The sequence below is a fragment of the Erysipelatoclostridium sp. DFI.2.3 genome (assembly GCF_019132535.1).
GTDB classification, from domain to species: Bacteria; Bacillota_I; Bacilli_A; order Erysipelotrichales; family Erysipelotrichaceae; genus Clostridium_AQ; species Clostridium_AQ innocuum.
In genome coordinates this window covers 54981-81569 of the sequence record NZ_JAHOOJ010000003.1, presented here as the reverse complement: position 1 = coordinate 81569, position 26589 = coordinate 54981, and the positions used below count along the sequence as shown (strand labels likewise).

Here is a 26589-nt window from a genome sequence, read left to right as displayed (position 1 = left end):
ATGGCATTGGTAAGACTGCTCCCTGCATTTAAGGATTATTTGTGGGGTGGAACGAAATTAAAGGAAAACTACAACAAGAAAACCGATCTTGATATTGTGGCAGAGAGCTGGGAGTTATCCACACACAAGGACGGACAGAGTATTGTGGACAGTGGAGAGTACAAGGGACTGACACTGAGTGAGTATGTGGAAAAGCTGGGAAAGGATGCACTTGGCACCAAAGGAAACGCATTTGAATTTTTCCCGATTCTGATCAAATTTATCGATGCAAAAGGCAATCTGTCCATACAGGTTCACCCGGACAATGAGTATGCGCTGCGTGTGGAAAAGGAATATGGGAAAACAGAGATGTGGTATATTCTGGATGCCGAAGAGGGTGCCAGTCTGTATTATGGAACGAATAAGGAAATTACAAAGGATGAATTCCGGGCACGCATTGAAGACAACACCATTCTGGATGTATTGAAGAAGGTGCCGGTACACAAGGGAGATGTGTTCTTCATTGAATCGGGAACCATTCATGCAATCGGTGAAGGAATTGTAATCTGTGAAATTCAGCAGAATTCCAATACGACCTATCGCGTGTATGACTTCGGACGCGTAGGTAAGGATGGAAAGCCGAGAGAGCTGCACATTGAGAAGGCTATTGATGTTTCCAATCTGACACCGCTGGAAAGTGATTTCAAACCGATTGGTGAAGAGAAGGATTACGGTACCTACAAGTGTGCCATGATGGCTACCTGCGAATATTTCACAACCTATGTGTATGATGTGAAAACAGAGTGCAGTGTGAAGGTGGACGAGGAAAGCTTTGCGTCCTTTGTCATTGTGGATGGTGAGGGCAGTATCGAAAGTGATGATACCATGCTGAGCATCCGCAAGGGAGATTCTGTATTCGCCAGTGCAAATACGGGCAAGGTGACCATCAAGGGAAGCTGCCGCTTCATCCTTTCCAAGGTATAAGCAAGGAGTAATCCGTAAAACAGAAAATAATCGTGGGAAATGTAAGTAAGGCAGATTCTCTCAACCGACAGGCGTTGATTGCGTTTTCCTTCTCGACTCATTCCCAAAAAGGCAATATGAAAAAAGTACCTATAGAGAGGTCTGACTTTGGCGGTCAGGTTGAAGCTATAGGTACTTTCTTTATAGATGAATACAATGTGTTTTGTGTGATTATGGGAATGGAAGAAGCTGTATTATGAAGAAATAAAGTCTCTGGCATGCATAGGGAATTGCTTCTTTTTTCTGTCGTTACCTATACACCGACTGAGTGCGGATGCTGCCCCGGTCTATCCTTTCCAGCGTCATATTTCTAAATGTACCAGAGATTATCGAATGTCTGTTGCGGGCTACAGACAAGAAAACCTGCAGATATTTTCATAATCGGTCAAATATTCCTGCAATAATTTGACTGAATGTGATTGACAATGGCGATTATAGAACGTATACTTATAACAAAGAGGAGGAATGAGGATGCTTGCTGAAGAACGCTTTGCGGCAATTCTGTCCATTCTGCAAAAGCAGAGAACTGTCACGGTTCTGGAACTGACACAGGCACTGTCCATCAGTGAATCCACCATACGGCGGGATCTGGTGGCACTGCATAAGATGGGAAAACTGAAAAAGGTACATGGCGGTGCAACGCTGCTGCATAAGGAATACGGGTTATATGAAACTGAGGTGGCTGCGCGCAGTGAGGAGCATGTGGAAGAGAAAAAGCGGATTGCACGCTATGCCGCATCGCTGATTCAGGCGCATGACTTTGTGTATATCGATGCCGGGAGCACAACCCTGCACATGGTGGAATATCTGAAGGAAGAGGAAGCAATTTATGTGACAAACGGGCTGGAGCATGGAAGACGGCTGGCTGCGCAGGGCTTTCGTACCTTCCTGCTGGCCGGTGAGCTGAAAAGCAAAACGGAAGCGGTGGTAGGTCTCGGTGCTGTTTCCTCCCTGCAGAAATACAATTTCAACAAGGCATTTTTCGGAACCAACGGTATAACGGTGGACAGCGGCTTTACCACACCGGATACCAATGAGGCGTATGTCAAGATGGAGGCGATGAAACATGCGCAGAAGTGCTATGTGCTTGCGGATTCCGGTAAATTCGGAACCTGTACCTCTATCACGACGGCGGATATCAGTGATGCGACGATCATCACAGGCAAGGGTGTGGAGAAGGAATATCTGGAGGAAGCGGATATTATCGAGGTGGAAGAATGATCTATACAGTGACATTAAATCCTTCAATTGACTATGTGGTTGAAGTAAACGAGCTGACAGCCGGTGAAATTATGCGCACCAAGGCGGAGGATCTGATCTTCGGGGGAAAGGGAATCAATGTATCCAGTATGCTGGCACAGCTTGGGATGAAATCCTGTGCATTGGGCTTTATCGCAGGCTTTACAGGGGATGCACTGGAACAGGGGGTTGCGGCCATGGGCATTCAGCCGGATTTTCTGAAGGTGGAGCAGGGCTTTACGAGAATCAACGTAAAGGTGCATGCGCAGGAGGAAAGTGAAATCAACGGACAGGGACCGCAGATTCGCTATACGCATCTGGAGCAGCTTATAAAAAAGCTGGATCGATTGAAAAAGGATGATATTCTGGTGCTGTCCGGGAATGTACCCTGCAGTATTCCACAGGATATCTATGCGGATATCATGCAGCATCTGCAGGGGAGCGGCATCCGTGTATGTGTGGATGCAAGGCAGGAAGCACTGATGTCCACGCTTGTCTATCATCCGTTTCTGATCAAGCCCAATCATAAGGAGCTTGCGGAAATGTTTGAGGTAGAGCTTTCCAGCAGGGAGGATCTGCTTGTCTATGCGAAGGAGCTGCAGGCGATGGGTGCACGTAATGTGCTGGTATCCATGGCGGAGCAGGGAGCTTTACTGCTCACTGAAACACAGGAGGTTTATCATGCACCGGCCTGCAGGGGAAAGGTTGTTAATTCCGTTGGTGCCGGTGATTCCATGGTTGCGGGCTTTCTATACGGTTATTTGCGTGAGCAGTCCTATGCGGCGGCACTGCGTTATGGAACAGCATGTGGCAGTGCCAGTGCATTTTCCAAGGGAATTGCGGACAGGGAAACGGTGGAAGAGCTGCTGGTGCAGCTGAAGGAACGGGAAGCCTGCTAAGGGCAGAGGGATACAAGCCCTGAGATACAGGAAAAGGAGATAAGAACATTATGAAAAAACGTTGTGCACAAAAGGCCTTGGCATATATACAGGACGGCATGGTAATCGGCTTGGGAGGGGGATCAACGATCGCTCATCTTGCACGCTTTGTTAAGGAAAGCGGAAAGCAGGTGCAAATCGTAACGCCGTCTCTGGAAACGGAAACGCTTTGTATAAAGCTGGGACTGCCGCTTCTTCCGCTGCGTCAGATATCCCATGTGGATATCGCCTTTGACGGCTGTGATGAAGCAGACCGTCAATTTTATGCGCTGAAAAGCGGAGGCGGAATTCATGTCCGGGAGAAGCTGATTGCCAATATGGCAGAGGAATATATGCTGCTGATTGATGAAAGCAAGCTTTCAGACACCCTGCAGTTTCATGTACCGGTTGTCATGGAGCTTTTGGAGGATGCAACAGCCTATGTGAAACGCAGAGTGGAGGAGCTGCAAGGCCGCTTTGTCTGTAAGCATGGGGAAGGAAAGTACGGTGCTGTAATGAGTGATCATGGCAATGTACTGGCGGATGTATGGTTTGATAAGGTCGGGGATCCGAAGAAACTGAATCATGCATTGAAAAGCATTGCGGGGGTTGTTGATACATCCCTGCTGACAAGAGAGGTCACCGCAATTCTGGTTGTTAGCGATCAGGGCTTTGAGCTATTGAAAAAAGGCAGTGTCTGATAAGAAATAACAGATTGCGTGTATTCCACAGCATGCTGCGGATATTTAAAATGTGAACAGGAAAGGGATGAGAATATGAAAAAATGGAACTGGGGTATTCTTGGTCAGGGTGCAATTGCCGTGCAGATGGCCGAGGCGCTGATGAAGGAGCATGGTACGATTTATGCCGTCGCTGGACGTCATATGGAGAAGGTAACGGCATTTGCAAGTGCATATACGGTTGAGCACTGTTACGATATTGAAAGCCTGCTTGCAGATGAGCAGGTGGATATCATTTATATCGCAACACCGCATACCTATCATTATGACTATATGATGCGCGCTTTGCAGCATGGCAAGCATGTACTTTGCGAAAAGGCAATCACAGTAAACCACAGACAGCTGCAGGAAGCAATGGCACTGGCACAAAAGAAGCAGCTGATTCTGATGGAGGCAATGACGATTTTTCACATGCCGGTGTTTGCCAAAGCAAAAGAGCTGGTTGAGCAGGGCGCAATCGGTAAGCTGAAAATGATACAGGTTAATTTTGGGAGCTGTAAGGAATACGATGTCACGAACAGATTCTTTTCCCCGCAGCTTGCCGGAGGAGCCCTTTTGGATATCGGTACCTATGCGTTATCCTTTGTGCGCTGGTTTCTGCATGCACAGCCTGATACCGTTCTCACGAATATGATTCCCTTTGAAACAGGTGTGGATGAAATGAGCGGTTTCATCCTGCGCAATTCACTGGATGAAATGGCTACGGTTACGTTAACCATGCGAGCCAAGCTGCCAAAGGTAGGTATTGTTGCCGGAGAAGAGGGATATCTGGAAATCCGTGAATATCCAAGAGCAGACAGCCTTCAGATCCGCTATACAAGAGATGGCTGGACAGAAACACTGGATGCGGGAACACGCAGTGATGCACTGGTATATGAGCTACGGGATATGGAGGCTGCCGTCAGCGCAACAGCGAACAACAGCACCCTGAAGCTATCCAGTGATGTAGTAGCCCTGATGGATGAAGTACGCAGACAGTGGGGAATGTGCTATCCGTTTGAAGACGAAGAGGCATAGGCATCAAAAAAGAGATGTATATAACAGACAATAAGCATTGTGCTTCAAGGCGTATGCAAAGAAGCAGGATGCTTTTTTTGTGAGGTTTCCTTACGTTCTGGTGTTTGAAAAAGGGGTATTCAAATATCATTGATAGGTTACAGGGGTATTGCATTCCCTTTTTTGATCTTGCACACTGTCAGTAAAGAATCTTTTTTTGATGCTTCCGTGTGCATGTCAGAGCGAAAGAGCGGTGAATGCTCGAAAAAAATACCGTCGGGCAGGAAAGCGTGATGTATTCGGAAGAATTTTTCATCCTGTCCAGGCAGATTGAATGATTCATACAGCACATGTACATCACCGTATCCATAAATATCAGATGAAAAGTCTGTATCGTACCATGCAGGAAGCGTCCGAAAGTGAGAACCGAAGCAGAAATTCATGGCTTTGCTTCAAGGTGAAAGCAGCAGCTGTCTTGTGATATACTATAAAGACATGCTATACTTAGCGGTGGAAAGAAGGGATGCATATGAAGACATTATCATTTCTGGTCAAGCCGGTATCCGCAGGCTGTCAGCTGAACTGCACCTATTGCTTCTATAAGGATATTGCAGAAAATCGAAGCTGTGCGAACTACGGGCGTATGCGCAATGAGGTAGCTGTGGCATTGCTGGAAAAGGTGTTTCAAGCTGCGGATGCGGATGCCGATATCACCTTCGCCTTTCAGGGCGGAGAGCCGCTGCTTGCCGGATTGCCCTTCTATGAGCAGTTTGCGGATGCCGTAAAACAGCTTCGCCAGCCAAAGCAGAATGTGCGGTATGCCATTCAGACCAACGGCTGTCTGCTGGATGCGGCATGGTGCTCCTTTTTTCATAAGCACAATGTTCTTGTCGGCGTATCTCTGGACGGATGGCGAAAGCAGCATGATTTGTATCGAAAACGCAAGAATGCCGGTACGTATGCGGACGTGATGCGTGCCATACAGCTGTTACGCAGACAACATGTAGACTTCAATATTCTGAGCGTTTTAAGCAGGCAGCTGGCCAGGGAGCCGAAGAAGCTGTTCGCCTTTTATAAGAAGCACGGCTTTTCCCATGTACAGCTGATTCCCTGCCTTGCCCCTTTGCAGGAAAAACAGAGTGCATATTCACTGACACCGGAGCTGTTCTATCAGTTTTATCGCAGCTATTTTGATCTCTGGATACAGGATGTGGAAAACAAGCAGTATCAAAGCGTTGCCCTGTTTGATAACCTGCTGCTGCTCCTGCAGGGAAAAACACCAGGTACCTGCGGAATGCTGGGAGAGTGTCAGTTTCAGTATGTTGTGGAAAGCGACGGCTCTTTGTATCCCTGTGATTTTTATGTACTGGATGAATATCACTGCGGCAATGTTCTGGATACCGATCTGCTTGCGGCACGCGATTGCAGCCGCGCGAAGGCGTTTGCATACAGGGAAGAGCCGCAGCTGTGTGCTGCCTGTCCATTTCAGCCGATGTGCCACGGAAACTGCAAACGTCTGCGCAGTGTTTTTATGAATGAAACACAGTGCGGCTACCAACGGTTTCTTTTATACGCCTATCCGAAGCTGAAGGAAGTAGTCGAAATAGGAGCTGGCAGGAAAAAACGCCGGGAGGTGACAGGATGAGAAGACTTCTTTTATGGGTCAGCACACTGCTGTTTCTCTGCACTGCATTGCTTTTGGGAGGAGCTGTGACCCTGCGGCAGGTGAAGGAACAGGGAATGAGTGCGCTTGTCGTTTCCCATCTGGATATCAAAGAGCCGCTTAAGGATGCGCTGGAACAGGTACCTGGCGGTTTTCTTCTGGAGCAGTCCATCCTGCAGCAGCTTGATACGCTGCAGGAGAATCTTCAGAAGCAAGCAGACTGGACATCCTTTCTGGATACTGCCGGACTTACCTTTATACAATGTGTAGCGGATGAAACAGCACAGCTTCCGGATTTGGATGCACAGTTTTCAGAGCTGCTTTCAAAGGAGCAAACGGCACTGTTTCAGAATATAAATCTAACTGCCTCCCAGCAAAAGCTGCTGCTTCAGATTCTAACCCGTCAGCTGCACCTGAACACCCGTCTGTCTGCACTGGCTGAGGATACACGAGCATCCCTCAGCGTACCCGCCCTTCTGGCTGTGCGGCTTGTGCAGTTCGGTATGCAAAATGATACGATCCGGCTTCTGTGCGGAGCTATGCTGGTATCCTTTGTAAGCATGCTGGTTTCTGCATCAGGGAGGTATCGTGCTTTTCGAAATGCAGCGCTCAGCTGCCTGTTTGCGGCCTTGCTGTTTTTGTGTATCAGCTATGTACTTCCTTTGCTTGTGCGGATATCCTATGTGCAGATGGAGGAGCTGCTGCATACAGCATTACAGCAGCTGCGTGTGCTGGCAGTCTGGTATCTGGGCGCATTTGCTTCGTTGGCACTGCTGTCATTCATAATGAAAAAAAGTATGCGAAGCTGATTTTATTCATACGCGATGGTGAGTAAATTTAAAACAGGAGGATTTAACCCTATTGTATTTATCAATAGGGTTGCATTCTCCCTTTTGCAAACACCCTGAAGTAAGAACCCTGATACCCCGCAGGCTTTTTTATATACAGCATTCCAGAATTCCCAGCAGAATAATCATCCACGCAGCTGTATCTCTTGCATATTTATGAATAAAATAAGCTATGCAGCTTTTTCCTGCGATTTGCGATACAGCGATAAACAGCAGCGAGCATAGAAAGGTAAACAGGCAGGTTACAGGAATCGGCAGTCCGGTGATGCTTCCGGATATCCCCAGTCCCATGTTATTGATCGTGAGTGCAAATGCCAGAACAACCGCTTCCTTCTGGTCGATTCTGCTGGACGCATCACGGTCATATGCCTTCAGACTTTTCTGCTGTGTCCGGTGATTTTGAAACAGAATCCAACACCCGATCAGCATCAGCAGGACAGCTCCGATTCGGTTGGCAGTATCCGCTGAGCAGAGTGCTGCCAGCGGTTTTCCTGCAAGCATGGAGATCAGGGTACCCGCAGTGGATATCACTGCAATGATCAAATTGCTTCGAGCATCGATTTTTACAGACTGGATGCCATAGGACAGACCTATGGCAAGACAGTCGATATTCGCAGATACGGCAAACAGCAGGGCAGATAGTACATGCATCGTCATTCCCCCTTTAGCGTATACTATGCAGCAGCTGCAAGGGTGTTAGACATTGTGAAAGCAGTCGTGCCGCAGCTGTTTTTCCACTGTATGACAGCGTAAAAAAAAGAACTGCAATGAGTTCTATTTACAAATGATGAAATGCTGCGGCAGCTCCATTTCCCGCATGGACTCAAAGGCATTGATGTATACATCCTGAAAATCAGACAGCACAGCCCATGTACAAAGTGCCCGTATGGAAAGCTTAGAATCGTCAATCAGAAGATGGGAGGAGCGAGAGCGCTGCAGTACCGTGCTTTTCACTTCACTTATTGTGAAATCAATAGCCAGAACCTCCTGAGAATCCAGCTCAACGCCGCTTGCGCTGAAGAAGGCATGGTCAAAATGGAATTTACGTATATGCTCGGTTGTAAGGTAACCGACACTCATATCATAACGCATGTCGTATTTTCCGCCAATCAGAAAAAGCTCGCCGGGAAAGGAGGCAGGCAGCTTGCGTAATGCATAAATGCTGGAGGTGACAAGCTTGATGTTTTTACCTGCAATATATGGAATCAGATAGCTGGGGGTCGTACCGGAATCCACATACACACAATCCCCGTCCTTTACGATAGCGGCTGCCTGTGCGCAGATCATATCCTTTTCCGCACTGTGAATATGTTCTTTATCCATAACGGGCAGCTCCCGATAACTGCTGAGTGTCGCAGGCATTTCTTTTTTTATAGCACCGCCGCGCTCCCGTTGGATCAATCCCTGCTTTTCCAGCTCAATCAGATCGCGGTTGACTGTGGATTTGCTTGCGTTTAAAACCTCCATCAGCTCCTGTATTGTAATGAACGATTTATGATCGAGTAGCTCCAGAATGCGAAAGAAGCGTTCTTTTGTCAGCATAGGATCACCTCCTGTCAGTAAGACACTATCAGATATTTTTCCGGATGTCAATAGACTTCGCATAAGGCGGAGATCTGCGAAGAGGGTACAATAAAATCAGAGATGGAATTCGCTGTTCTCAAAACAGCAGGAAGATGCCTTTCGGTGAAATGCATGCGGATACATGAAATGCCGAAGGTAACCGCACGGATCATGGCGCTGCAAGACGAAAACAGATGCACTGTCATGTATATAGAGCATGATTGGATTTTCTTCTCCAATAATGAATCATGCGCTTCCTGCTGTATGCTTTGCTTGTTTTTAAAAATAACTCAGTAACATCTGTTTTTTTGTTATCGGACTTGTAAATAGCTGCGCTTTTTCAGGTCATCGTGGTATAATGATGAGCATACAGAAGGTATTGTATTATGTAAAAAAGGAGACTTTCCCATGGAAACAATGGATGAATTAAAGAAGCGCCTGAATTCCTCTTCTCAATATCTGCAAAGCAACGATATGCAGGTCGTGGAGGTGAAGGAAGGCTATGCGAAGGTTGAGATGATCATTGATGAACAGATTTTGAATGTACATGGCTTTGTACACGGTGGTGCACTCTATTCTCTCGCAGATACCGCAGCCGGGGCAGCGAGCTTTACCTCGGGTCGGGACAGCGTTACCTTGTCCGGTACGATCAATTATATCAAGCCGGGAAGAGGCGGCAAGCTGATCGGAATCGCACAGAAAATATCAGCCGGCAGAACGACCGGAGTTTACGAGGTTTTTATTTTCAATGACGAAGATGTTTTGCTGTCACGGGCAACCTTTACGATGTTCTTTCTCGATCAGGAACGATATCGCAAGGGAAGCAGGAAATAAAAGAAATATCTGCTGGAGATATCCGGCTTTTTGTATAGGAGGAGCGTATGCGTACAGAAACGATTCAGATACAGCTGCAGGGAAAAGCAACAGGAGCAGTCCTGCAGACGTATTTTATGGATGCATCAAAGGAGCTGTTGAACAGCACAAGGCGTCCGGCAGTGCTGCTGATGCCCGGCGGTGCATACCGCTATACCAGCGATCGGGAGGCGGAACCGCTTGCCATACGGTTAAATGCCATGGGCTTACAGGTAGCCGTGCTTCGTTATTCCTGTGCTCCGGCTGCCTATCCCCGGGCACTGCTTGAGGCTGCGGCGGCGTTTCAGCTGTTGAAGGATAACTGCACGGCTTGGAATATCCGTCAGGACCGTATCTTTCTTATGGGCTGCTCAGCAGGGGGACATCTTGCGGCGAGTCTTGGTATAAACTGGAATCAGCCGATAATCACACAATATATTCAGAGAACGGACCTGCGTCCGTTTGCCCAGATTCTATGCTATCCCGTTATCACTGCCGGTGCCTATGCACATGAGGAAAGCATACAAAATCTATTGCAGGAGCATGCGGAGGATGAGCAGCTGCGAAACCATGTATCACTGGAGCTGCAGGTACATAAGGATGTACCCAGAACCTTTCTGTGGCATACCTATACCGATCCAACGGTTTCCGTACAAAATTCTCTGCTGTTTGCCTCTGCCTTGGTAAAGAAGGGTGTGCTGTGTGAATTTCATATGTATGATAAAGGTGCACATGGCCTGTCTACAGCCGGCAGACTGAGTCAGCGAGCCGACGGAGAGAAGCTGCAGCCGGAATGCGAAGGCTGGATGAGCCTTCTGGAAACGTGGATAAATGCAATTCTGTAAAGATTTTTTAAAAAAGTATCCTTTATGGAAAAAACGGTATACAATAGAACTGACACTATGAAAGCGGTATGCAGAAATGCCTGCACATGTAATAAGCGTATATACTGCTTGGAGGACGAATATGCTGCTTAGATATCAAAACTTAACCATACGGGATGCTGTAGTGCAGGATGCCGGGCAGCTTGCACAATGGTGGAATGATGGCAGGGTGATGGCACATGCAGGATTTCCAAACGGTACAGGGGAAACGGTGCAGGAAATTGCGGAAACGATAAAAAACTGCGATACATCTCATCGCTTATTGATGATAGAAATGGACGATATTGCGATTGGCGAAATGAGTGTGCGATGGAAAGCTGATGCAACAGCCGCCATAGGCATTAAGCTATGCGATGCTTCCCGGCAGAACAAGGGAATCGGAAAAGTTCTGTTGAGTATGCTGATATCCTCCCTCTTTCATGAGCAAGGCTGTCACAGGATTATCCTGTATGTGAATCTTACCAATACAAGAGCACAGCATGTGTATGAACAGCTTGGCTTTACCAGAGTGCGGGTGAATGAAAATTCCTGGACAGATCAGTTGGGAAGACAGCAGTCCTCAGTTGATTATGTCCTGTATCAAAAGGATTTCATCAGCTACCTGAATGGATGATAGCATGGCCGAAGGGAAGCCTTTCGCAAAACGTTACAAGCATAGGAAGACTTCCGGTAATGGATTACATATGCGGATGTATGCTTTTTATAAAAAAGCAAGGGATAGTAAAAAAAGGATGATACAATGAATACACAAATTTGGAAGGAAGATACGGAAAACCAGCTCGGTGCCATGCGCATCGGCGTGTGTAAATATCTTCTCAATGAAGAGTTTTCAACATTATGGGCAAATGATACGTTTTATACGATGTGCGGATACAGTGAAGAGGAATATCACATCCTGTTTCATGACAGCGCGACCTTGTTTTTTCAGCAGACCCCAAAGGATTTTGAAAAGCTGAAGGAAATTGTTGAGCATGCATATCGAAACAAAAGTCAGCAGTACGAATGCTTCTGCCGCCTTCCTGTAAAAGGAGGGAGCTGTCTGCGGATTCATATGACCGGTACCTTTGCGGAAGAACAGATCGACGGCATACCGGTCGTTTATGTCGTTTATACCGATGTTGAGGATATGATGAGGATTCGTCAGAATCTGGAACAGGAGCATGAGCGTCTGAATCTGGCTCTGCAGATGGAAATGAAAACCGTGTCCTGTATCCGTCTGATGTATATATCCAATGATATGCAGAGCTATATGGATCAGCTGTTGAAAGAAATCGGTGAATTCATGCATGCAGAGCGCGCCTATGTGTTTGAGCTGCAGAACGGATGTATGAACAACACCTATGAGTGGTGCAGCGATGGTGTGGAATCATCCATGGAATTCTGTCAGAATATGGATGTTGAGCTGCTCGCAATCTGGAAGGATTTTATCGAGCAGGGGAAAAATGTTTCCATACCGGATGTGGAACGTATACAGAAAAGCTTTCCACAGACCTATGAGGTGCTGCACGTACAGAATATACACAGCATTGCGCTTTCTCCGATCGTTCAGAATAATAAAAGCATCGGATTTATCGGTGTGGATAATCCGGCACCTGACTATATGCGGAATTTCTCCATGCTGGAAACCATCAGCTATTTCATGAGTGTGGCGATGGAGAAAAAGGATTTGAACGACCGCCTGCTGCATAACAGCTATTACGATGATCTAACCGGTGTGTATAATCGAAATCGCTACCTTCAGGATCTGAATCAGCTCAATGGCAGGCAGATTCCCCTTGGTATCGTCTATATGGATATCAACGGATTGAAGGATATCAACGACCATCTGGGACATACCTATGGAGATAAGGTGCTGACAGAAGGAGCATCCATATTGAAAAAGGTGTTTAACACCGGCGCCATCTATCGAATCGGCGGGGATGAATTCGTTGTGTTTGTTCAGGGAATGCAGGAACAGGAATTTCTGGAGCAGGTGGGAATTCTGAAGCAGGCAATCATCGGCAGTGCGAATTGCAAGGGGGCAATCGGACATATATGGACATCCACCTGTCAGGATATATCCTCCAGGATAACAGATGCAGATGAATACATGTATCAGGATAAAATGCAGTTCTATCGGAAAAATCCAAATTCCAACCGGTACCGCTGCTGTAACGATACGGTTTTGCAGCTTGCGGACCGCTCCGTCTTGATGCAGGCATTGGAAAATCAGCGCTTTGAGGTGTATCTGCAGCCGAAGGTGAATTTCAGAAAGGAGCTTATCGGAGGAGAGGCACTGATTCGTTATCACGATGAAACGGGTACCCTGATTATGCCCAATGAGTTTATTCCATCTCTGGAGGAGGCACGCACGATCCGGTACTTGGATTTCTTTGCTTTTGAACAGGTATGCAGACTGCTCAGCCGCTGGCATGCGGAAGGCAGAAGACTTACACCGCTGAGTGTGAACTTTTCACGCTACACCTTGCGTATGGCGGATTTTCTGGGAGAACTGGAACGCATCTGGGGAAACTACAATGTTCCCAAGCAGTATCTGGAGATTGAAATCATAGAAAATGACGAGAGTCTGGACAATGAATTTCTGATTATGATAATGGAGCGCATCAAACGGCAGGGATATTCCATATCCATTGATGATTTCGGCGCACGCTATTCCAATATGGCCTTATTTATCAATGCGCAGCTGGATACGCTGAAGCTGGATCGCAGTATGATGCAGGATTTGCAGAATAACCGCCGTTCACAGATGCTGATATCCTCCCTTGTTCAAATCTGTCACAATCTGCAGATGCAGCTGATTGTGGAGGGAGTTGAAACAAAGGAGCAATTTGATATTTTAAAGCAGCTGGACTGTGACGGTCTGCAGGGGTATTTAATCGACCGTCCGATTCCTGTCTCTATGTTTGAACAGAAATATATTAAGCAGAAATAAGCAAAAGCAGATGCATTCCATTGGAAACCGGCATCTGTTTTTTATGAGCATACGTAGTTTCTCAGTTGATTTTCCACCGTATTCATAGTAAGATTTGACATGTTGTAGAAAGTGGGAGCGATATATGAACAATTCATCCATGAAATCATTTCTGTCTAAATATCATTTGCAGCTGTTTTTCTTCGCAGTTGCTCTGGAGAGTCTGGCTGCTAATTTTGCACATCCGATTACGCCGACACTCATTCAGAATCTTCAGCTACCGGATTATTCCTTCGGTATGCTGTATGCCGGTATGGCATTCACCAATTTTCTTTTTTCTCCCTTCTGGGCAAAGCAGGTCACGCGTATGGGAAGCCGCCGGGTTCTGGGTATCTGCTGTGTGGGCTACGGCATCGGACAGCTGCTGTTTGCCATCATGAAAACACTTCCCACCATTATGCTTGCCCGCCTTTTATCGGGATTCTTTGTCGGTGGTATTATGGTCAGCTTTCTGACCTATATCATTCATACAAGCACAATGGAGAACAGGGGGCGCTATCTGGCGTTATCCGCTACCTTCACGACCGTATTTGCGGCTTTCGGCTATCTGATCGGCGGGTTTGCCGGTGTCGTTTCCATTCCGTTGACCTTTGCATTGCAAAGCGGTGTCCTCATTCTGTGCGGTATGCTGTTTGCGATATGTCTGCGAGAGGATAGGGAGGTAACAGGCAAGTCTGTCAGCATATGGAAGGAAGCAAATCCGTTTCAGGCATTTCTGGATGCCCGTCGCTTTATGACGCTGACATTCGCTGTTTTATTCTTTGCGGTTTTTCTGACCTCAACGGCAACAACGGCATATGATCAGAATTTCAATTATTTTATTAAGGATCAATTTCATTTCAATTCCTCTTATAACGGTATGCTGAAGGCCGTGGTCGGCTTTATATCGCTGTTTGCCAATACTACGATCTGTGTATGGATCATGAAGAGAACCAACGTTAAGAAATCTGTCATCTATGTGCTGGGAGGAGCCGGTGTCACGCTGATCGCCATAACGATGCTGGAGGATATTCTGCCGTTTATCCTTATCAATATCATCTTCTTTGCATTAAATGCTATTTATATCCCTTTACTGCAGGATCTTTGTGCTTCGGCATCCAGTGCTGAGCACAGCAGCATGGTCATGGGCTTTTACAATGCGATGAAAAGTCTGGGGATGATTGCAGGGGCATTGTTCGCAGGATTTATCTATGCAGCGGGACCACGGTTATCCTTTTTGTATGCGGGTATCTTCTTTCTGATTTCCATGCTGGCAGCTATATGGTATTACAGGCGCTCCGGACGAAATCGTGAGAATGCATAATAGCAGAGGAATAATCAGGTTAAGGGAAAAAAGGCCATTACGGTCTTTATGAGAGAATGGAGAAAACAAATGGTACTTTTGATTGTGGATACGCAGACAATGATTATGAATGAAGCATTATATGAATTTCAGCTTCTTGAAAGTCGCATAAAAACATTGATAGCGCAAGCCAGAAGGCATGGTGTCGAGGTGGTGTATGTTCGTCACGATGATGGTGCTGAAAATGCGTTGACAAAGGGTGCACAGGGCTTTGACATATACGATGAATTCAAGCCGCTTTGCGGAGAAAAAATAGTTGATAAGAATGTAAACAGCGCTTTTAAAGACACAGGACTGACGGAATATTTAAGAGATAAAGGAGAGGATACGATCATGATTGCAGGATTGCAGACAGAGTATTGTATCAATGCAACGATCATATGCGGATTTGAACATGGATTTCACATGATTGTTCCTGCTTACACAAACAGCACGGTGGATAACGATTATATGTCGGCAAAGAAAACCTATGATTATTACAATAATTTTATTTGGAAGAACCGATATGCGTCATGCGTACCTTTTGAAAGGGCATTGGAAATGATCAAGCAGAATATGCTTTGCAGGTAGCAGGGAAGAAGTGGCGTGAATGAGGGCTTAAAACACGAGGCGATGCAAGGGAAAGACAATCGTCTCAGGCCTGCCGTGATAAGGCGTTACCTCCCGGATGCATGGACAAGTCCGTTTGTATATATCAAAGAAAGGGAAGCTGAAAATGAAAGAGAAAGTATTTTACAGAATCATAATGGCAGCCGCATTTGTATTAACTGTATGCAGTCTGCTTACACACAACGATTGGATTCTGCTTCTTACTGGCATATTCATGGCATGCTGTGTCATCATTACATTTATCAAAAAGTGATACGACTCTCAGTTGTTTAGGACTCAATTTCGTTTTGATGAAGAAGACAGTATTTCAATTGGCAGAGATGGAAGGACAACATGCTGTATGTACGTTTTAGCTTAATGCTTGCAGCGGCAGTCTGCTTTGCTATGGATATGTCCTTGAGAAACCTCTGTACGTATACAGGTCTTTTACATAGCAGATCGTGTGTGGGATAATGAAGTGGAAACGTAGTTGCATATAGAAAAACAGAATGGCAGAGGTCATTCTGTTTTTGATTCGGACACGGGTTGTCCTGCATATGTATGCAGCAGTCTACACATGGTTGTAAGAATTTTCTGTGCATGCATTAGCTGTAACGTGTCTCCTGTGACATGACAGGCTAAGGTACAGGTATCCTTCCATGTAGAGACGGATATCTGAAAGGACGGGTATATGCGGGCTCTGCCCAGAAGATACAGCTGCGTAATCGTGCAGTCGTCAAAATAGATGGATGCCGCATCGATCTTTCCCAGATTTGTGTAGGAGATTTCCGGTGAGTGAAAGCCTGCTTTTGCGACAGCTTTTGTGACGGCAAGAGGAAGGTGCTTCATAATCGGATGTAACAGCTGTATGGTATGCAGGTCAGAACAGCGTGCCTTTTCCTCCTGCATTTGTTGATGGACATCCGCAAGCAGCTCCCGCCAGTCGCGATGATCCAGACCATGCAGTGTTACCTGAAAATCTCCAACGAAATTTGCAATGGACCAGCTTGGCTTTTTCTGCAGATAGGAACGAAGATTTACCGGACAGGGAATTGTCACGGCATTCGCTGCGGAGATGCTGTGCAGTGTCTGGGCATAGGCACATAGCAGAACATCGTTCACTGTACAGGCAGATGGACAAATTTGCTGTAACAGCTTTCGTGGAATGCTTTGATGCAGCTCGCTGGTATGCAGGGGATGGGGAGCAAAAGGAAGTGCGGCAGGAATTGTTTTTCTTCTTTTGGTTTTTATTTTTTTCAGCTTTATGATCGGAAGGGATTCGGGGGTTCGGCAGTTTTGAAAGGAGACAGTCTCCTGGCGATAACAGGCTGTCAGCAGTCGAAGGATTTGTGTAGCTCCATCCCCGTCACACAGAATATGACTGTATCCGATGCATACAAGGTCCTGCTGTTCTTTATGTATAATCTGTATGCAGAGCTGTGCATGGTGCTCAATGTCCCAGCTTGAAAAGTCAAAGTCTTCAACCTCCTGAATCATAGAAAAAGTATCGTCCTTCTGTTTCCTCCAGCAGTTATGCTTTTTATCATAGCGTAAAGCAAGCTCGGGCAGAAACGCTATACACTGACTAACTGCATCCTTTAATCTTTCCATACAGATATGGGGCTGTATCGTCAGCTTCAGAAATAAAACAGGCTGCTCAGGTAGCGTAAGTGCCTCCAGCAAATCCAGCATACCGGCAGAATATTTCATGACAGCACTTCCTTTCCATTTTTTTCTTTATCATAACATTGAGCTAAAAAATGTCAAGAGAGGACGATCTGTATGAAAAAGGGAAATACATGGAGTGGCTCAACACGCGCAGGGTATAGCCTTCTTTTGTAGGATGCAAAAGTTTTATAGCAAGCAGCAGATACATTCTTGTGCAGCATAGGATGCTGAATCAAATAACCATAAACTTTCCTTCGATTTACAGCTCTTTACCGTTTGTCTTAATGACATGCTGATACCAATAGAAGGAATCCTTTTTCAATCGTTTCCCGCTTCCTTTGCCATAATCATCCAGATCCACATAGATATAACCATAGCGCTTACTCATCTCCGCACTGGATGAGGATACCATATCAATCGGTGCCCAGCTCAGATATGCCAGAATATCAACACCATCCTTTCTGCATTCCTGTACCTGTATGATATGCTGACGGAGGTATTCAATACGGTATGTATCGTGTATCCCTCCATCCTCTTCAACAACATCCAAGGCTCCCAAGCCGTTTTCCGCTATCATCAAAGGCTTTTCATAACGATCCCAGTATTGAGGATGTGCTTGCCTTGACAAGAGAGTATGTCCGTATGATTGATAGTCTGTATATGATTGATCTTTCCGCAAACACCTTTATCACACCGTTTGCCCTGCATCTGAAAAATCTGATCTTTCGTGCAAAAACAGGGCGGTCCACAAAGAATCCAATGACGCAGGCGATTAAGAACAATAGTCCGATCGTATTTGATATTGCTATTTATATTGCACTGGATTTGATGGATCGTTATCATTTTATGGTGAATGAGGATGAAACTGCATTTCTTGCGATTCATATCGGTGCTGAGATAGAGAGGCAGTCAGCAAACATATATAAAATACCGGCGATTTTGATATGCCCGGATTATCATGATATGGCATCGGGAATCTTAAATACCATGATGATGAATTTTGGTAATCAGCTGAATCTGATCGGCTCTGTGACGGATGAAACCCAATGCAGGGAAAAGCTGCGGGAGCAAAGAATTGCAATCGTGTTCTCGACAATTCCGCTAACACAGCACGCATATTACGCAAATTCAAAGGTGGTGCAAATATCTCCGATCAATCTTACATCACAGTTCGATCGGATACAGTCTGTTATTTCAAAAGAGCTGGAGGAGGAAAAGAATCAGAAGCTATGTGTTGATTTTCATACCTTTTTTGAAAAAGACCTGTTTCTGTATGAGCCGGCAACTGCATCAAGGGAACAGATCCTGCAACTTTTATGTGCAGCACTGACAGAAAAGAAGTATGTAAACTCTGATTTTTATGATAACGTGTGCCGAAGGGAAAATGCCGCAACAACCGCGTTTGGGGGGATAGCAATTCCACATGCGGTTGAAATGGATGCCATGAAGACAAGCATTGCTGTAGCGATATCAAAAAACGGAATTCAGTGGGGGTCCAATACGGTGTATATTATCTTTTTGCTGGCGATAAACAAAGCAGATAAGCGGGAATTCAGAAGTATTTATGAATCCCTGATTTCTCTGTTCAGTGAACCGGCTATGATGCCGCTCATACGAAGCTGTACGGGTTTTCAGGATTTTGAAAAAATGATCTACAGCAGTATTCATCCGGAGAAATATCCGTAGAAGTAAGAATATTATAAAATCGGTTCTGGCTTTCTTTTATTGGACATGGTCAAGGGAGCAGAAACATGAACCAAGGCAGAAGGCTTCAGCCTTGTGTTTTCATTTTTTTCCTGTATTGCAGAGGGGAGCATCCCTTCTGCTTTTTAAACGCCCGTGAGAAATAGTTGGAGTCATTGAATCCGGACAGCTGCGAAATTTCCGAAACGGAATAAGAGCCGTTCATGAGAAAGCCGATACTTTTCTCAATTCGAAATTCCAGAATAAACTCAAATAGAGACTGATGCATATAGCTCTTAAAGATTCTGCAGCATTCGTTTTTACAGACATGAATCTGACCTGCAATATCATGCAGGGTGAGCTCGCGGTTGTAATTGTTTTCCACATACAGCAGAATGGTACGGATTCTATCGTAATTCAACATATCAGAGGTTGAAAGCTTGCGTGCAGGATGCATATGGAGATGCAGTGTTTCTAATATCGTATAAAGCTCCATCAGGATTGCCAGTTCATAGGCATCCGCTTTTTCCTCATCGTATAGAGCAATGTGCTGAATAGCGGCAGTAATAGCAGAATGCCATGGTGCACTGCCGTTAAAACAGAAGGAGGAAAGGGAGAGGTCATTCACAAGCGGCTTCACATATTTCCTGTGTATCAGACTCCCTTCAAATCCGGACAGAAGTCTGGAATCGAAGGTTACGGAAATATAGGTGCAATCCTGCTCATGATACATGGTACCCGCATGCAGGGCATTTGCATTGCAGAACAAAGCATCCCCTTTTTTGACATGGTATTCCTGATGATTGATTCTGTACAGCATTTCTCCGCTGGTAATCAGTGTCATTTCAATTTCCGGGTGCCAGTGCCAGAGAAAAGAACCGGAATCGTAAGCGGTTATTTTCTCATAGCTGACCAGCAAAGGGAATGTGTGACTTCCATGTGCCTTTATTTCTTTTTTTGTTTCATCCGTTATAATCTGCATATCTGCCTCCGGTATTGATTATGATTATATTCTATCATACTATAAAATCCTGTTTTTTGCGCATTTGATATCAAAAATAAGGGGATATTCTTAAAATAATGCTGTTTTTTATCAAGATAGTTAAGGTCTGTGCGGTTAGGAAAGCTTATGATGTATATGAGGAGTAACCGTTTTCATGCTTTTGTACAGCAGCAGGCGTAACAGATTTGACAAGGCGTTCATCTTTTGATGAAAGCTAAGGTCAGCGTATGTTGTCAAACAGATACAATTCCGTTGTTGGCTGCAGAAGCATGGATATGCGCAAGCTGTTCACACTTCAAGAAAGGTGTGGTGCTGCGAGTCTCTCAGCAATAAAAAAGCACTATGCCTGCTCATAAAAGGCTGTATATCTGAGCAGGGACTAAATCAGGAGGATACTTCATGAAAAAACGATTGATTAAAGAATTTACAGATATATTCGAGGTATCGGGTGAGGCATTGTTCTTTTCCCCGGGACGTGTAAATCTGATTGGAGAGCATACAGACTATAACGGCGGCATGGTGTTTCCATGTGCCATCACGTTTGGTACCTATGCTGTTGTCTCGAAACGAACAGATTCCTGTATGCGTTTATTTTCCAATAATTTTAAAGAGAAAGGGATTATTGACGTTGCATTGCAAACGCTGCACTATGATAAGAAGGATGACTGGGCGAATTATGTAAAAGGCGTCCTGTACTTCCTGCAGCAGGAAGGCTTTGAAATTCCATGTGGTTTAAACATACTGATTGAAGGCAACATACCAAACGGGGCAGGGCTTTCCTCCAGTGCATCGCTGGAGGTCCTAACTGGAACAATTCTGAAAGAAACCTTTCAGCTTCCCATCAGTAAGCTGGATATTATCAAGCTGTCGCAAAAAGCAGAGAATCAGTTTGTCGGCATGAACTGTGGTATCATGGATCAGTTTATCATCGGAATGGGGAAAAAGGATCATGCGATCGCACTGGATACCGGCACATTGGAATATACCTATGCACCCGTTCAGCTAAAACAGGCTAGTATCGTTATCATGAATACCAACAAGCAGCGCGGACTGACGGATTCCAAGTATAACGAACGACGTGCTGAGTGTGAGCATGCGCTTTCCCAGCTCCAAACGGTTGTGAAGATTAAAAATTTATGTGATCTGAAGGAAACGGAATTTGAGAAGGTGCAGCACATCATCACCAGTCCGGTGGAAAGAAAGCGTGCCCGTCATGCTGTGCTGGAAAACATACGTGTGAAAAAAGCGATAGCGGCATTGGAAAAAAACGATATTGAAGAATTTGGTGCTTTGATGAATGCCTCTCATATCTCCCTGCGTGATGATTATGAGGTTACCGGGATAGAACTGGATACGCTTGTGGAAAGTGCATGGAACCAGTCAGGGACAATCGGGGCACGGATGACAGGTGCAGGATTTGGAGGCTGTGCGATTGCAATTGTCAGAAATGATGATATTGAGGACTTCACATCTGCAGTGCGCAAAGAGTATACACAGGCAATCGGATATGAACCGGATTTCTATATCGCATCCATTGGTGACGGTGCAGGGAAACTGGCGGAGCTGTGAAGGCTGAGATTACGTTTTGCTGAGGAATGGTACAGAATGCAATGTCATGTAAAACGGGGTGGAAAGTTTTTAGAAACATCTGACTGTATTCCTGGGGACATCCTTTGCTGCATGCATATATGGAAAATCATTTGAAACAGGTACTGAAGGCTGCGGGTCTATGAACTGTACGTTTGCTTCGATTGTGTAGGAAGGTGCAATGCAGCAATATGCACATGGATATCACTGCATTTGTCCTTTTATATTTGTGTCTGCGCAATATGCGAAAAAGAAATGGAGTAAATCATGAAAAAAAAGGTTGCAGAATTTTCACAAGGTGCTGTTTATGCATATACAATTCAGAATGAGGCTATACATATGACAGCCTTGAATTTCGGTGCTGTGATTACGGAGTTGAAAACCTCGGATCGAAGCGGCAATATGGAGAATGTGGTCGCTGCTTTTTCCGATATCATGGACTATGAGCGACAGCAGGGGCCGTATCTGAATGCAGTCGTCGCACCGGTGGCAGGAAGAATCGCCTATGGCAGCTATTCAATGGAGAACACCGTTCATCAGCTTTCAATCAATAACGGCTGTCATCATCTGCATGGTGGTACGGGTGGTATATCCAGACAGTTGTTTCATGTTGAAGAGGAGGAACAGGCACTGCATTTTCATCTGGAATGCCGTCATGACATGGACGGATTTCCACAGGGTACCTACCGCTATGATATATGGTATCGGCTCAGTGGAAACAATCTGATAATAGAATATCACGGTACACCTCCGCAGAAATCGCTGATGAATATGACTTCCCATATGTATTTCAATCTGTCGGGAAATTTGCGGGAATCCATATTGCAGCATGACCTGCGTATTGACAGTGTGGAAAAACTGAAAATTCATCCGGATGGACATCCGTTTGAAAAAGAGAAAATTGAAGCCGGAAGTGCCTTTGATTTCCGAAATCTGACACCGATACAAAAGCGCTACGAGCTTGGCCATCCCGAGTTTCAATATACCAGAGCATATGATACGCCGTTTTTGCTGGGGCCTAACGGCATCACCTTATATCATGCAGGAAGTGGAAGACGTCTGGATATGACTACTGATGCGCCTTCTCTGGTTTTGTATAGTGCAAATTATTTTGATGATGAGAATCTTGTATTGAATCATCATCGAAGGGGAGAGGCATTTATCGCTCTGGCACTGGAAACACAGGACCTGCCAAACGGTGTAAATATCAGGAATGCCGAAGTGCATCCATTTTATGATGCACGGCATCCGTATAAGCAGAAAACGGTATATACCTTTTCTCATATGTAAAGCTGGTCAACCATCGGCATCAAAATTTGAAAGCAATAGAGATATCGTGTATCCTTCTTTAAAATATCGGACAGATATAGAGGAAGGCATAGGGCTTTCTTTGAATGCAGATGCTCATACAGGCAGTACTGGCGAAGAAGAAAAACGTGCAGGAAACATAAGAATGCTTCAACAACTTGCTTTATCGCAATAAATATGGAACAGCTTGCATTCCACAGGCTGTTCTTTTATACAGAATCTGTGAAACTGCATGATCTGTCAACTTCTTTGATGGCTTTTATTGAAATTTCTGAATATTTAGGTAATTCATAAAAGAAAAGCAGACAGGTCTTCTTGTATAAAAGACACTCAGAAACTGGAGAATAAGCGGCTATCGTATGGTGATTGCATTCGCAGATTAAAAGGGTACTGGCGCTTAAAAGGTAATGAAGCATATAAAATCGTCCGGTAAGATGATGCAGACAAGGGGGAGGCATCATAGTAAGGAAAAACGAAATGAAATTTCATAGGGAAAATATGTTTTTAAGGTAGACAAAATAAAGATTTTAGTGTATTATTGTAGGGCACTCAATCATGCAGGAGTGGTGGAACGGCAGACACGCTGTCTTCAGGCGGCAGTGCGAGCAATCGCGTGAGAGTTCAAATCTCTTCTCCTGCACCATTTGTTGAGTCAGACGCTCTATATCAGCGTCTTTTTTTTGTTTTGAAAAATATATGTCCTGCCATGCACACATGGGATACCTGCCAGCATTTGCAATCATTGCAGGGAAAGTAAGGTAAAAAAATGATTTTTTTCCATTTAGGGGTAGACAAATCATTTTTTTCAGTGTATTATAATTGAGCATCATGAAACATGCAGGAGTGGTGGAACGGCAGACACGCTGTCTTCAGGCGGCAGTGCGAGCAATCGCGTGAGAGTTCAAATCTCTTCTCCTGCACCATGATAAGCACAAAAGCGCTCTATATCAGCGCTTTTTTTTGTTTTATAGGATAATAGTAAATAAATACACAGTATCGTGTATATCGGATATACATATAGCCGCAGTTGCTGTAGCTTACTTTTTCTCATGTCAGTATCTTTTCCTCTCCCGCAAATATTCCATATAGATACTGCAGGAGGAAAAGAAAATGCCTGCGGCAGAATATGACAACAGAACGCTGTGTTCTTGCAGCACATGAAATTGATGAAACATTGCAGGTAGGGAATATGCAGAGCAAGCAGGTGTATTATTCGAAAACCTGCAGTCCACAGGATAATCTGCAGCAGCTTTTTGATACCGGTATGGATTTACTGTTTCCGGATGTGCAGTGCAAGGGAGAATATCCATACTATATGAAACGCTTTTTTGAACAGAATAACGTTGTTCTTCCTATGCAGGAGGGAGATGAAGAGTTATTGAAAAAGGGGACTGTTGATTTCATGAGCTTCAGCTATTACAGCAGTATTGTATCAGGATATAACGGTGATTCCTTAAAGCTGCATACCACCAATTTAATGGGTGCTGAGAAAAACAATTATGTGGAATACAGTGCGTGGGACTGGGCAATCGATCCAATCGGTATGCGTATTGCGTTGAATCATATGTATGACCGTTATCATTTGCCGATCTTTATCTCCGAGTGCGGCTTCGGTGCCTATGATCAGGTGGAAGCCGATGGTATGGTTCACGATGATTACCGAATTGATTTCCTGCAGAAGCAGTTGACACAGGTGAAGGAAGCAATTCGTGACGGGGTAGAGGTATTCGGATTTACCGCATGGTGTCCGATTGATCTTGTATCACAGACAACATCAGAATTTTCCAAGCGATACGGCTTTGTATATGTGGATTTGGATGATTATGGCAACGGTACGTATGAGCGTACACCGAAGAAAAGCTTTTACTGGTATAAAAAAGTGATTGCATCCAATGGGGAAGAGCTATAAGCCGTTATAAAACAGAATTCGCCTATCTTAACTAGAGGATAAATACGCTGTGAGGAGGGTACGACGCGATCATACGTTTGTGCCCTTTTTTTGCAGGTGTTGGAAAGCGTCTGTCTGTTATCAGCCGGACGTAGTGTTTTCAGTTGCTTGAACCTTTTTCAGACAGGACCAAGCAAACGGATATTTTATATCCATCACTCATAAATGCATAGCATAGAATACATCTGTACCTTCAGATAAAAGCTGTAAAGCAGCCTCAGCCTGAGAAGCTGTTTTTTTATGTTATGAGAGCCGTTTGTAATACTTATATGATTTCAGGACTGATCACATATGTGTCAATGGGAATGGCATATGTCTGGAAAGGATTCTATTTGATATAGATGAACCAATAGACTAAGAAGTATGCTTTGCCGGCATATATTGTTTCCTGCTGGGAAATATTTCTTCCTGAAGTTGCGTTTTATGCCATTGTAACTCTGCGGGGAAACGATATAATAAAAGCAGAAAGAAGGAATGAACAATGACGACGATTCGACTTGGAAAAAAGCTTATCGCGCTGCGAAGAGACGCGAACATGACGCAGGAAGAGCTGGCTGCCTATATGGGGGTATCGAAATCCAGTGTTTCCAAGTGGGAAACCGAAACGACCCTGCCGGATATCCTGCTGCTGCCCCAGCTGGCCACTTTGTTTAATGTCAGTGTGGATGAGCTGATCGGATATGAACCGCAGCTGAGTATGGAGGCTGTAAACAAGCTGTATCTGCAGCTCAGTGCTGAATGGAGCCGGGACAGCGCCAATGCGTATGCTCACAGTGAGGAGCTGATACGCAAATATTACTCCTGCTTTCCCTTCCTGCTCCAGATGGCAGGGCTTTATCTCAATCACTACATGCTGCATGAAAAACCAGAACTGGTTATGAAGCGCAGTGAGGAGCTGTGTGACCGCGTGATTGCGGAAAGTGAGGAAAACAGTCTGGTAAAGGATGCGATTTCTTTGAAAATAACCTATTTGATTACCAGCAGACAGCCGCAAAAGGCATTGCAGCTTCTCGGTGAAGAGGCAAAGCCGATCGCACAGGACAGCGAGATGATTGCGGCATGCTATCAGATGCTGGGAAAGCCAAAGCAATCCAGCCGTATCTTTCAGATCTGCATCTATCAGCATCTGTTGTTCGTAATACAGGATATGGCCAACTATATGATGATGAATACAGAGGATGAGCAGCTGTGTGATGAGACCATGCACCGTATGCTGGAATTGCTGAAGCTGTTTCATATCGATGCACTGCATACCATCACCTCCACGATGGTTTATATGTCCTGTGCCATGGTCTATGCACAGCGCAGGGATAAGGAGTCCGCACTGCGAATGCTGGAACGGCTGATCGACGTGATTATCCGCTACGATCTTGCCCATATGAAGATTCATAGAGATACGTATTTTACAGAGGTGGAAGCCTGGATGGAATCTTTACAGCTGCGCACACAGGCTCCCAGAGACGGCGGGGTTATTCTGGACTCGCTGATTCAGGAGCTGCAGCCGCCTGTATTCGATTTTCTGAAGGGGGAACCGCGTTATCAGGCCTGTTTGCAGAAGCTAAAGGCTGAAAAGGAGAGAGCATAATGGATACACTTATGGAATATCTGCCGGCATTACTGCCGCTGATTCTGCTGGAGCTTGGTCTGGCAATATTTGCATTGATTCATCTGATTCGTCATCCACAGGTTAGGATTGGAAACAAATGGATCTGGATACCGGTTATTTTGTTTCTTCAGTTTCTGGGGCCGATTCTCTATTTTGTAATCGGCAGAGAGGAGCAGTAGCA

Annotated in this window: 25 protein-coding genes, 2 tRNA genes and 1 pseudogene; 23 read left to right on the top strand and 5 right to left on the bottom strand. The window is 45.2% G+C overall.

Going from position 1 to position 26589, the window contains the following annotated elements:
- The 8 genes from KSZ58_RS04150 to KSZ58_RS04115 all read left to right on the top strand — a co-directional run bounded on the left by KSZ58_RS04150 (position 1) and on the right by KSZ58_RS04115 (position 7366).
- Positions 1 to 963 (top strand): type I phosphomannose isomerase catalytic subunit, encoded by a 963-nt coding sequence (locus tag KSZ58_RS04150; RefSeq protein ID WP_008818707.1) that lies wholly within the window; start codon positions 1 to 3, stop codon positions 961 to 963.
- A gap of 32 nt (positions 964 to 995) precedes the next feature.
- Positions 996 to 1202 carry a hypothetical protein gene (locus KSZ58_RS04145; RefSeq protein ID WP_040014084.1) on the top strand — a complete coding sequence of 69 codons (207 nt, stop codon included), beginning with the start codon at positions 996 to 998 and terminating at the stop codon, positions 1200 to 1202.
- Between the two features lie 271 nt (positions 1203 to 1473).
- Entirely contained in the window at positions 1474 to 2223 is a 750-nt protein-coding gene (locus tag KSZ58_RS04140) for a DeoR/GlpR family DNA-binding transcription regulator (protein ID WP_002607767.1), read from the top strand.
- A complete protein-coding gene (gene pfkB, locus KSZ58_RS04135) occupies positions 2220 to 3140 on the top strand; it encodes a 1-phosphofructokinase (protein ID WP_009270502.1) in 921 nt (306 codons plus the stop codon). Before KSZ58_RS04140 ends, pfkB begins: the two co-directional genes overlap by 4 nt.
- A 50-nt stretch (positions 3141 to 3190) precedes the next feature.
- Positions 3191 to 3859 (top strand): ribose 5-phosphate isomerase A, encoded by a 669-nt coding sequence (gene rpiA / locus KSZ58_RS04130; RefSeq protein WP_008818709.1) that lies wholly within the window; start codon positions 3191 to 3193, stop codon positions 3857 to 3859.
- A gap of 75 nt (positions 3860 to 3934) precedes the next feature.
- Positions 3935 to 4915 carry a Gfo/Idh/MocA family protein gene (locus tag KSZ58_RS04125; protein WP_217752617.1) on the top strand — a complete coding sequence of 327 codons (981 nt, stop codon included), beginning with the start codon at positions 3935 to 3937 and terminating at the stop codon, positions 4913 to 4915.
- A 508-nt stretch (positions 4916 to 5423) separates the two neighbouring features.
- Entirely contained in the window at positions 5424 to 6539 is a 1116-nt protein-coding gene (locus KSZ58_RS04120) for a radical SAM/SPASM domain-containing protein (RefSeq protein ID WP_054343749.1), read from the top strand.
- Positions 6536 to 7366, top strand: coding sequence for a hypothetical protein (locus tag KSZ58_RS04115; protein ID WP_009270500.1), 831 nt, complete (start codon positions 6536 to 6538; stop codon positions 7364 to 7366). Before KSZ58_RS04120 ends, KSZ58_RS04115 begins: the two co-directional genes overlap by 4 nt.
- A 129-nt stretch (positions 7367 to 7495) precedes the next feature.
- Here the strand turns inward: KSZ58_RS04115 and KSZ58_RS04110 are convergent, their stop codons facing one another.
- Both KSZ58_RS04110 and KSZ58_RS04105 read right to left on the bottom strand, forming a co-directional pair.
- Positions 7496 to 8056: a manganese efflux pump gene (locus tag KSZ58_RS04110; RefSeq protein WP_009270499.1), complete on the bottom strand. Its 561-nt coding sequence runs from the start codon at positions 8054 to 8056 to the stop codon at positions 7496 to 7498.
- Between the two features lie 123 nt (positions 8057 to 8179).
- On the bottom strand, positions 8180 to 8947 hold the full coding sequence (locus KSZ58_RS04105) for a DeoR/GlpR family DNA-binding transcription regulator (protein WP_009270498.1): 768 nt from the start codon (positions 8945 to 8947) through the stop codon (positions 8180 to 8182).
- 429 nt (positions 8948 to 9376) lie between these two features.
- Between KSZ58_RS04105 and KSZ58_RS04100 the strand changes: the two genes are divergently transcribed.
- From KSZ58_RS04100 to KSZ58_RS04070, 7 genes are all read left to right on the top strand, one after another.
- Positions 9377 to 9802, top strand: a complete 426-nt coding sequence (locus KSZ58_RS04100; protein WP_008818716.1) for a PaaI family thioesterase — start codon at positions 9377 to 9379, stop codon at positions 9800 to 9802.
- 47 nt (positions 9803 to 9849) lie between these two features.
- Positions 9850 to 10665, top strand: coding sequence for an alpha/beta hydrolase (locus KSZ58_RS04095; RefSeq protein ID WP_002607758.1), 816 nt, complete (start codon positions 9850 to 9852; stop codon positions 10663 to 10665).
- 121 nt (positions 10666 to 10786) lie between these two features.
- A complete protein-coding gene (locus KSZ58_RS04090) occupies positions 10787 to 11317 on the top strand; it encodes a GNAT family N-acetyltransferase (protein WP_008818717.1) in 531 nt (176 codons plus the stop codon).
- Between the two features lie 126 nt (positions 11318 to 11443).
- A complete protein-coding gene (locus tag KSZ58_RS04085; RefSeq protein ID WP_009270497.1) occupies positions 11444 to 13636 on the top strand; it encodes a sensor domain-containing phosphodiesterase in 2193 nt (730 codons plus the stop codon).
- A gap of 124 nt (positions 13637 to 13760) precedes the next feature.
- Positions 13761 to 14978, top strand: coding sequence for an MFS transporter (locus KSZ58_RS04080; RefSeq protein WP_009270496.1), 1218 nt, complete (start codon positions 13761 to 13763; stop codon positions 14976 to 14978).
- 69 nt (positions 14979 to 15047) lie between these two features.
- Complete coding sequence (locus KSZ58_RS04075; protein ID WP_008818720.1) at positions 15048 to 15587, top strand: cysteine hydrolase family protein; 540 nt, start codon at positions 15048 to 15050, stop codon at positions 15585 to 15587.
- Positions 15588 to 15732: 145 nt separating this feature from the next.
- On the top strand, positions 15733 to 15879 hold the full coding sequence (locus KSZ58_RS04070) for a hypothetical protein (protein WP_154410724.1): 147 nt from the start codon (positions 15733 to 15735) through the stop codon (positions 15877 to 15879).
- A 245-nt stretch (positions 15880 to 16124) separates the two neighbouring features.
- On the opposite strand, the gene KSZ58_RS04065 is transcribed toward KSZ58_RS04070, so the two are convergent.
- Together KSZ58_RS04065 and KSZ58_RS04060 are read right to left on the bottom strand one after the other, a co-directional pair.
- Complete coding sequence (locus KSZ58_RS04065) at positions 16125 to 17315, bottom strand: hypothetical protein (RefSeq protein ID WP_009270495.1); 1191 nt, start codon at positions 17313 to 17315, stop codon at positions 16125 to 16127.
- Positions 17316 to 17532: 217 nt separating this feature from the next.
- Positions 17533 to 17880, bottom strand: a pseudogene (locus tag KSZ58_RS04060) (family 1 glycosylhydrolase); the annotation flags it as partial.
- 14 nt (positions 17881 to 17894) lie between these two features.
- Here KSZ58_RS04060 and KSZ58_RS04055 point away from each other — a divergent pair.
- The gene (locus KSZ58_RS04055; protein ID WP_233104362.1) at positions 17895 to 18959 is read left to right on the top strand and encodes a transcription antiterminator; all 1065 of its coding nucleotides are present in this window, start codon (positions 17895 to 17897) and stop codon (positions 18957 to 18959) included.
- Positions 18960 to 19044: 85 nt separating this feature from the next.
- Here the strand turns inward: KSZ58_RS04055 and KSZ58_RS04050 are convergent, their stop codons facing one another.
- Positions 19045 to 19938 carry an AraC family transcriptional regulator gene (locus tag KSZ58_RS04050; protein WP_009270492.1) on the bottom strand — a complete coding sequence of 298 codons (894 nt, stop codon included), beginning with the start codon at positions 19936 to 19938 and terminating at the stop codon, positions 19045 to 19047.
- Positions 19939 to 20358: 420 nt separating this feature from the next.
- Between KSZ58_RS04050 and KSZ58_RS04045 the strand changes: the two genes are divergently transcribed.
- From KSZ58_RS04045 to KSZ58_RS04015, 7 genes are all read left to right on the top strand, one after another.
- Positions 20359 to 21528, top strand: a complete 1170-nt coding sequence (locus KSZ58_RS04045) for a galactokinase (RefSeq protein WP_009270491.1) — start codon at positions 20359 to 20361, stop codon at positions 21526 to 21528.
- A 285-nt stretch (positions 21529 to 21813) separates the two neighbouring features.
- Positions 21814 to 22836: an aldose 1-epimerase gene (locus tag KSZ58_RS04040; RefSeq protein ID WP_009270490.1), complete on the top strand. Its 1023-nt coding sequence runs from the start codon at positions 21814 to 21816 to the stop codon at positions 22834 to 22836.
- A gap of 575 nt (positions 22837 to 23411) precedes the next feature.
- Positions 23412 to 23497 (top strand) — tRNA-Leu (locus tag KSZ58_RS04035).
- A 194-nt stretch (positions 23498 to 23691) separates the two neighbouring features.
- Positions 23692 to 23777 (top strand) — tRNA-Leu (locus KSZ58_RS04030).
- Positions 23778 to 23980: 203 nt separating this feature from the next.
- Positions 23981 to 24763: a glycoside hydrolase family 1 protein gene (locus KSZ58_RS04025; RefSeq protein ID WP_009270488.1), complete on the top strand. Its 783-nt coding sequence runs from the start codon at positions 23981 to 23983 to the stop codon at positions 24761 to 24763.
- 520 nt (positions 24764 to 25283) lie between these two features.
- A complete protein-coding gene (locus tag KSZ58_RS04020) occupies positions 25284 to 26387 on the top strand; it encodes a helix-turn-helix domain-containing protein (RefSeq protein ID WP_009270487.1) in 1104 nt (367 codons plus the stop codon).
- On the top strand, positions 26387 to 26587 hold the full coding sequence (locus tag KSZ58_RS04015; RefSeq protein ID WP_008818733.1) for a PLD nuclease N-terminal domain-containing protein: 201 nt from the start codon (positions 26387 to 26389) through the stop codon (positions 26585 to 26587). The genes KSZ58_RS04020 and KSZ58_RS04015 overlap by 1 nt, the downstream gene beginning before the upstream one ends.
- The last annotated feature ends 2 nt before the right edge of the window (positions 26588 to 26589 follow it).

Bases quoted from the DNA above. Each gene is read 5' to 3' on its own strand.
- KSZ58_RS04115 (WP_009270500.1), top strand. From the start codon at position 6,536: ATGAGAAGACTTCTTTTATGGGTCAGCACACTGCTGTTTCTCTGCACT.
- KSZ58_RS04015 (WP_008818733.1), top strand. From the start codon at position 26,387: ATGGATACACTTATGGAATATCTGCCGGCATTACTGCCGCTGATTCTG.
- KSZ58_RS04140 (WP_002607767.1), top strand. From the start codon at position 1,474: ATGCTTGCTGAAGAACGCTTTGCGGCAATTCTGTCCATTCTGCAAAAG.
- KSZ58_RS04050 (WP_009270492.1), bottom strand. From the start codon at position 19,938: ATGCAGATTATAACGGATGAAACAAAAAAAGAAATAAAGGCACATGGA.
- KSZ58_RS04150 (WP_008818707.1), top strand. From the start codon at position 1: ATGGCATTGGTAAGACTGCTCCCTGCATTTAAGGATTATTTGTGGGGT.
- pfkB (WP_009270502.1), top strand. From the start codon at position 2,220: ATGATCTATACAGTGACATTAAATCCTTCAATTGACTATGTGGTTGAA.
- KSZ58_RS04075 (WP_008818720.1), top strand. From the start codon at position 15,048: ATGGTACTTTTGATTGTGGATACGCAGACAATGATTATGAATGAAGCA.
- KSZ58_RS04025 (WP_009270488.1), top strand. From the start codon at position 23,981: ATGACAACAGAACGCTGTGTTCTTGCAGCACATGAAATTGATGAAACA.
- rpiA (WP_008818709.1), top strand. From the start codon at position 3,191: ATGAAAAAACGTTGTGCACAAAAGGCCTTGGCATATATACAGGACGGC.
- KSZ58_RS04040 (WP_009270490.1), top strand. From the start codon at position 21,814: ATGAAAAAAAAGGTTGCAGAATTTTCACAAGGTGCTGTTTATGCATAT.
- KSZ58_RS04020 (WP_009270487.1), top strand. From the start codon at position 25,284: ATGACGACGATTCGACTTGGAAAAAAGCTTATCGCGCTGCGAAGAGAC.
- KSZ58_RS04095 (WP_002607758.1), top strand. From the start codon at position 9,850: ATGCGTACAGAAACGATTCAGATACAGCTGCAGGGAAAAGCAACAGGA.
- KSZ58_RS04105 (WP_009270498.1), bottom strand. From the start codon at position 8,947: ATGCTGACAAAAGAACGCTTCTTTCGCATTCTGGAGCTACTCGATCAT.
- KSZ58_RS04120 (WP_054343749.1), top strand. From the start codon at position 5,424: ATGAAGACATTATCATTTCTGGTCAAGCCGGTATCCGCAGGCTGTCAG.
- KSZ58_RS04045 (WP_009270491.1), top strand. From the start codon at position 20,359: ATGAAAAAACGATTGATTAAAGAATTTACAGATATATTCGAGGTATCG.
- KSZ58_RS04070 (WP_154410724.1), top strand. From the start codon at position 15,733: ATGAAAGAGAAAGTATTTTACAGAATCATAATGGCAGCCGCATTTGTA.
- KSZ58_RS04110 (WP_009270499.1), bottom strand. From the start codon at position 8,056: ATGCATGTACTATCTGCCCTGCTGTTTGCCGTATCTGCGAATATCGAC.
- KSZ58_RS04065 (WP_009270495.1), bottom strand. From the start codon at position 17,315: ATGAAATATTCTGCCGGTATGCTGGATTTGCTGGAGGCACTTACGCTA.
- KSZ58_RS04125 (WP_217752617.1), top strand. From the start codon at position 3,935: ATGAAAAAATGGAACTGGGGTATTCTTGGTCAGGGTGCAATTGCCGTG.
- KSZ58_RS04085 (WP_009270497.1), top strand. From the start codon at position 11,444: ATGAATACACAAATTTGGAAGGAAGATACGGAAAACCAGCTCGGTGCC.
- KSZ58_RS04080 (WP_009270496.1), top strand. From the start codon at position 13,761: ATGAACAATTCATCCATGAAATCATTTCTGTCTAAATATCATTTGCAG.
- KSZ58_RS04100 (WP_008818716.1), top strand. From the start codon at position 9,377: ATGGAAACAATGGATGAATTAAAGAAGCGCCTGAATTCCTCTTCTCAA.
- KSZ58_RS04090 (WP_008818717.1), top strand. From the start codon at position 10,787: ATGCTGCTTAGATATCAAAACTTAACCATACGGGATGCTGTAGTGCAG.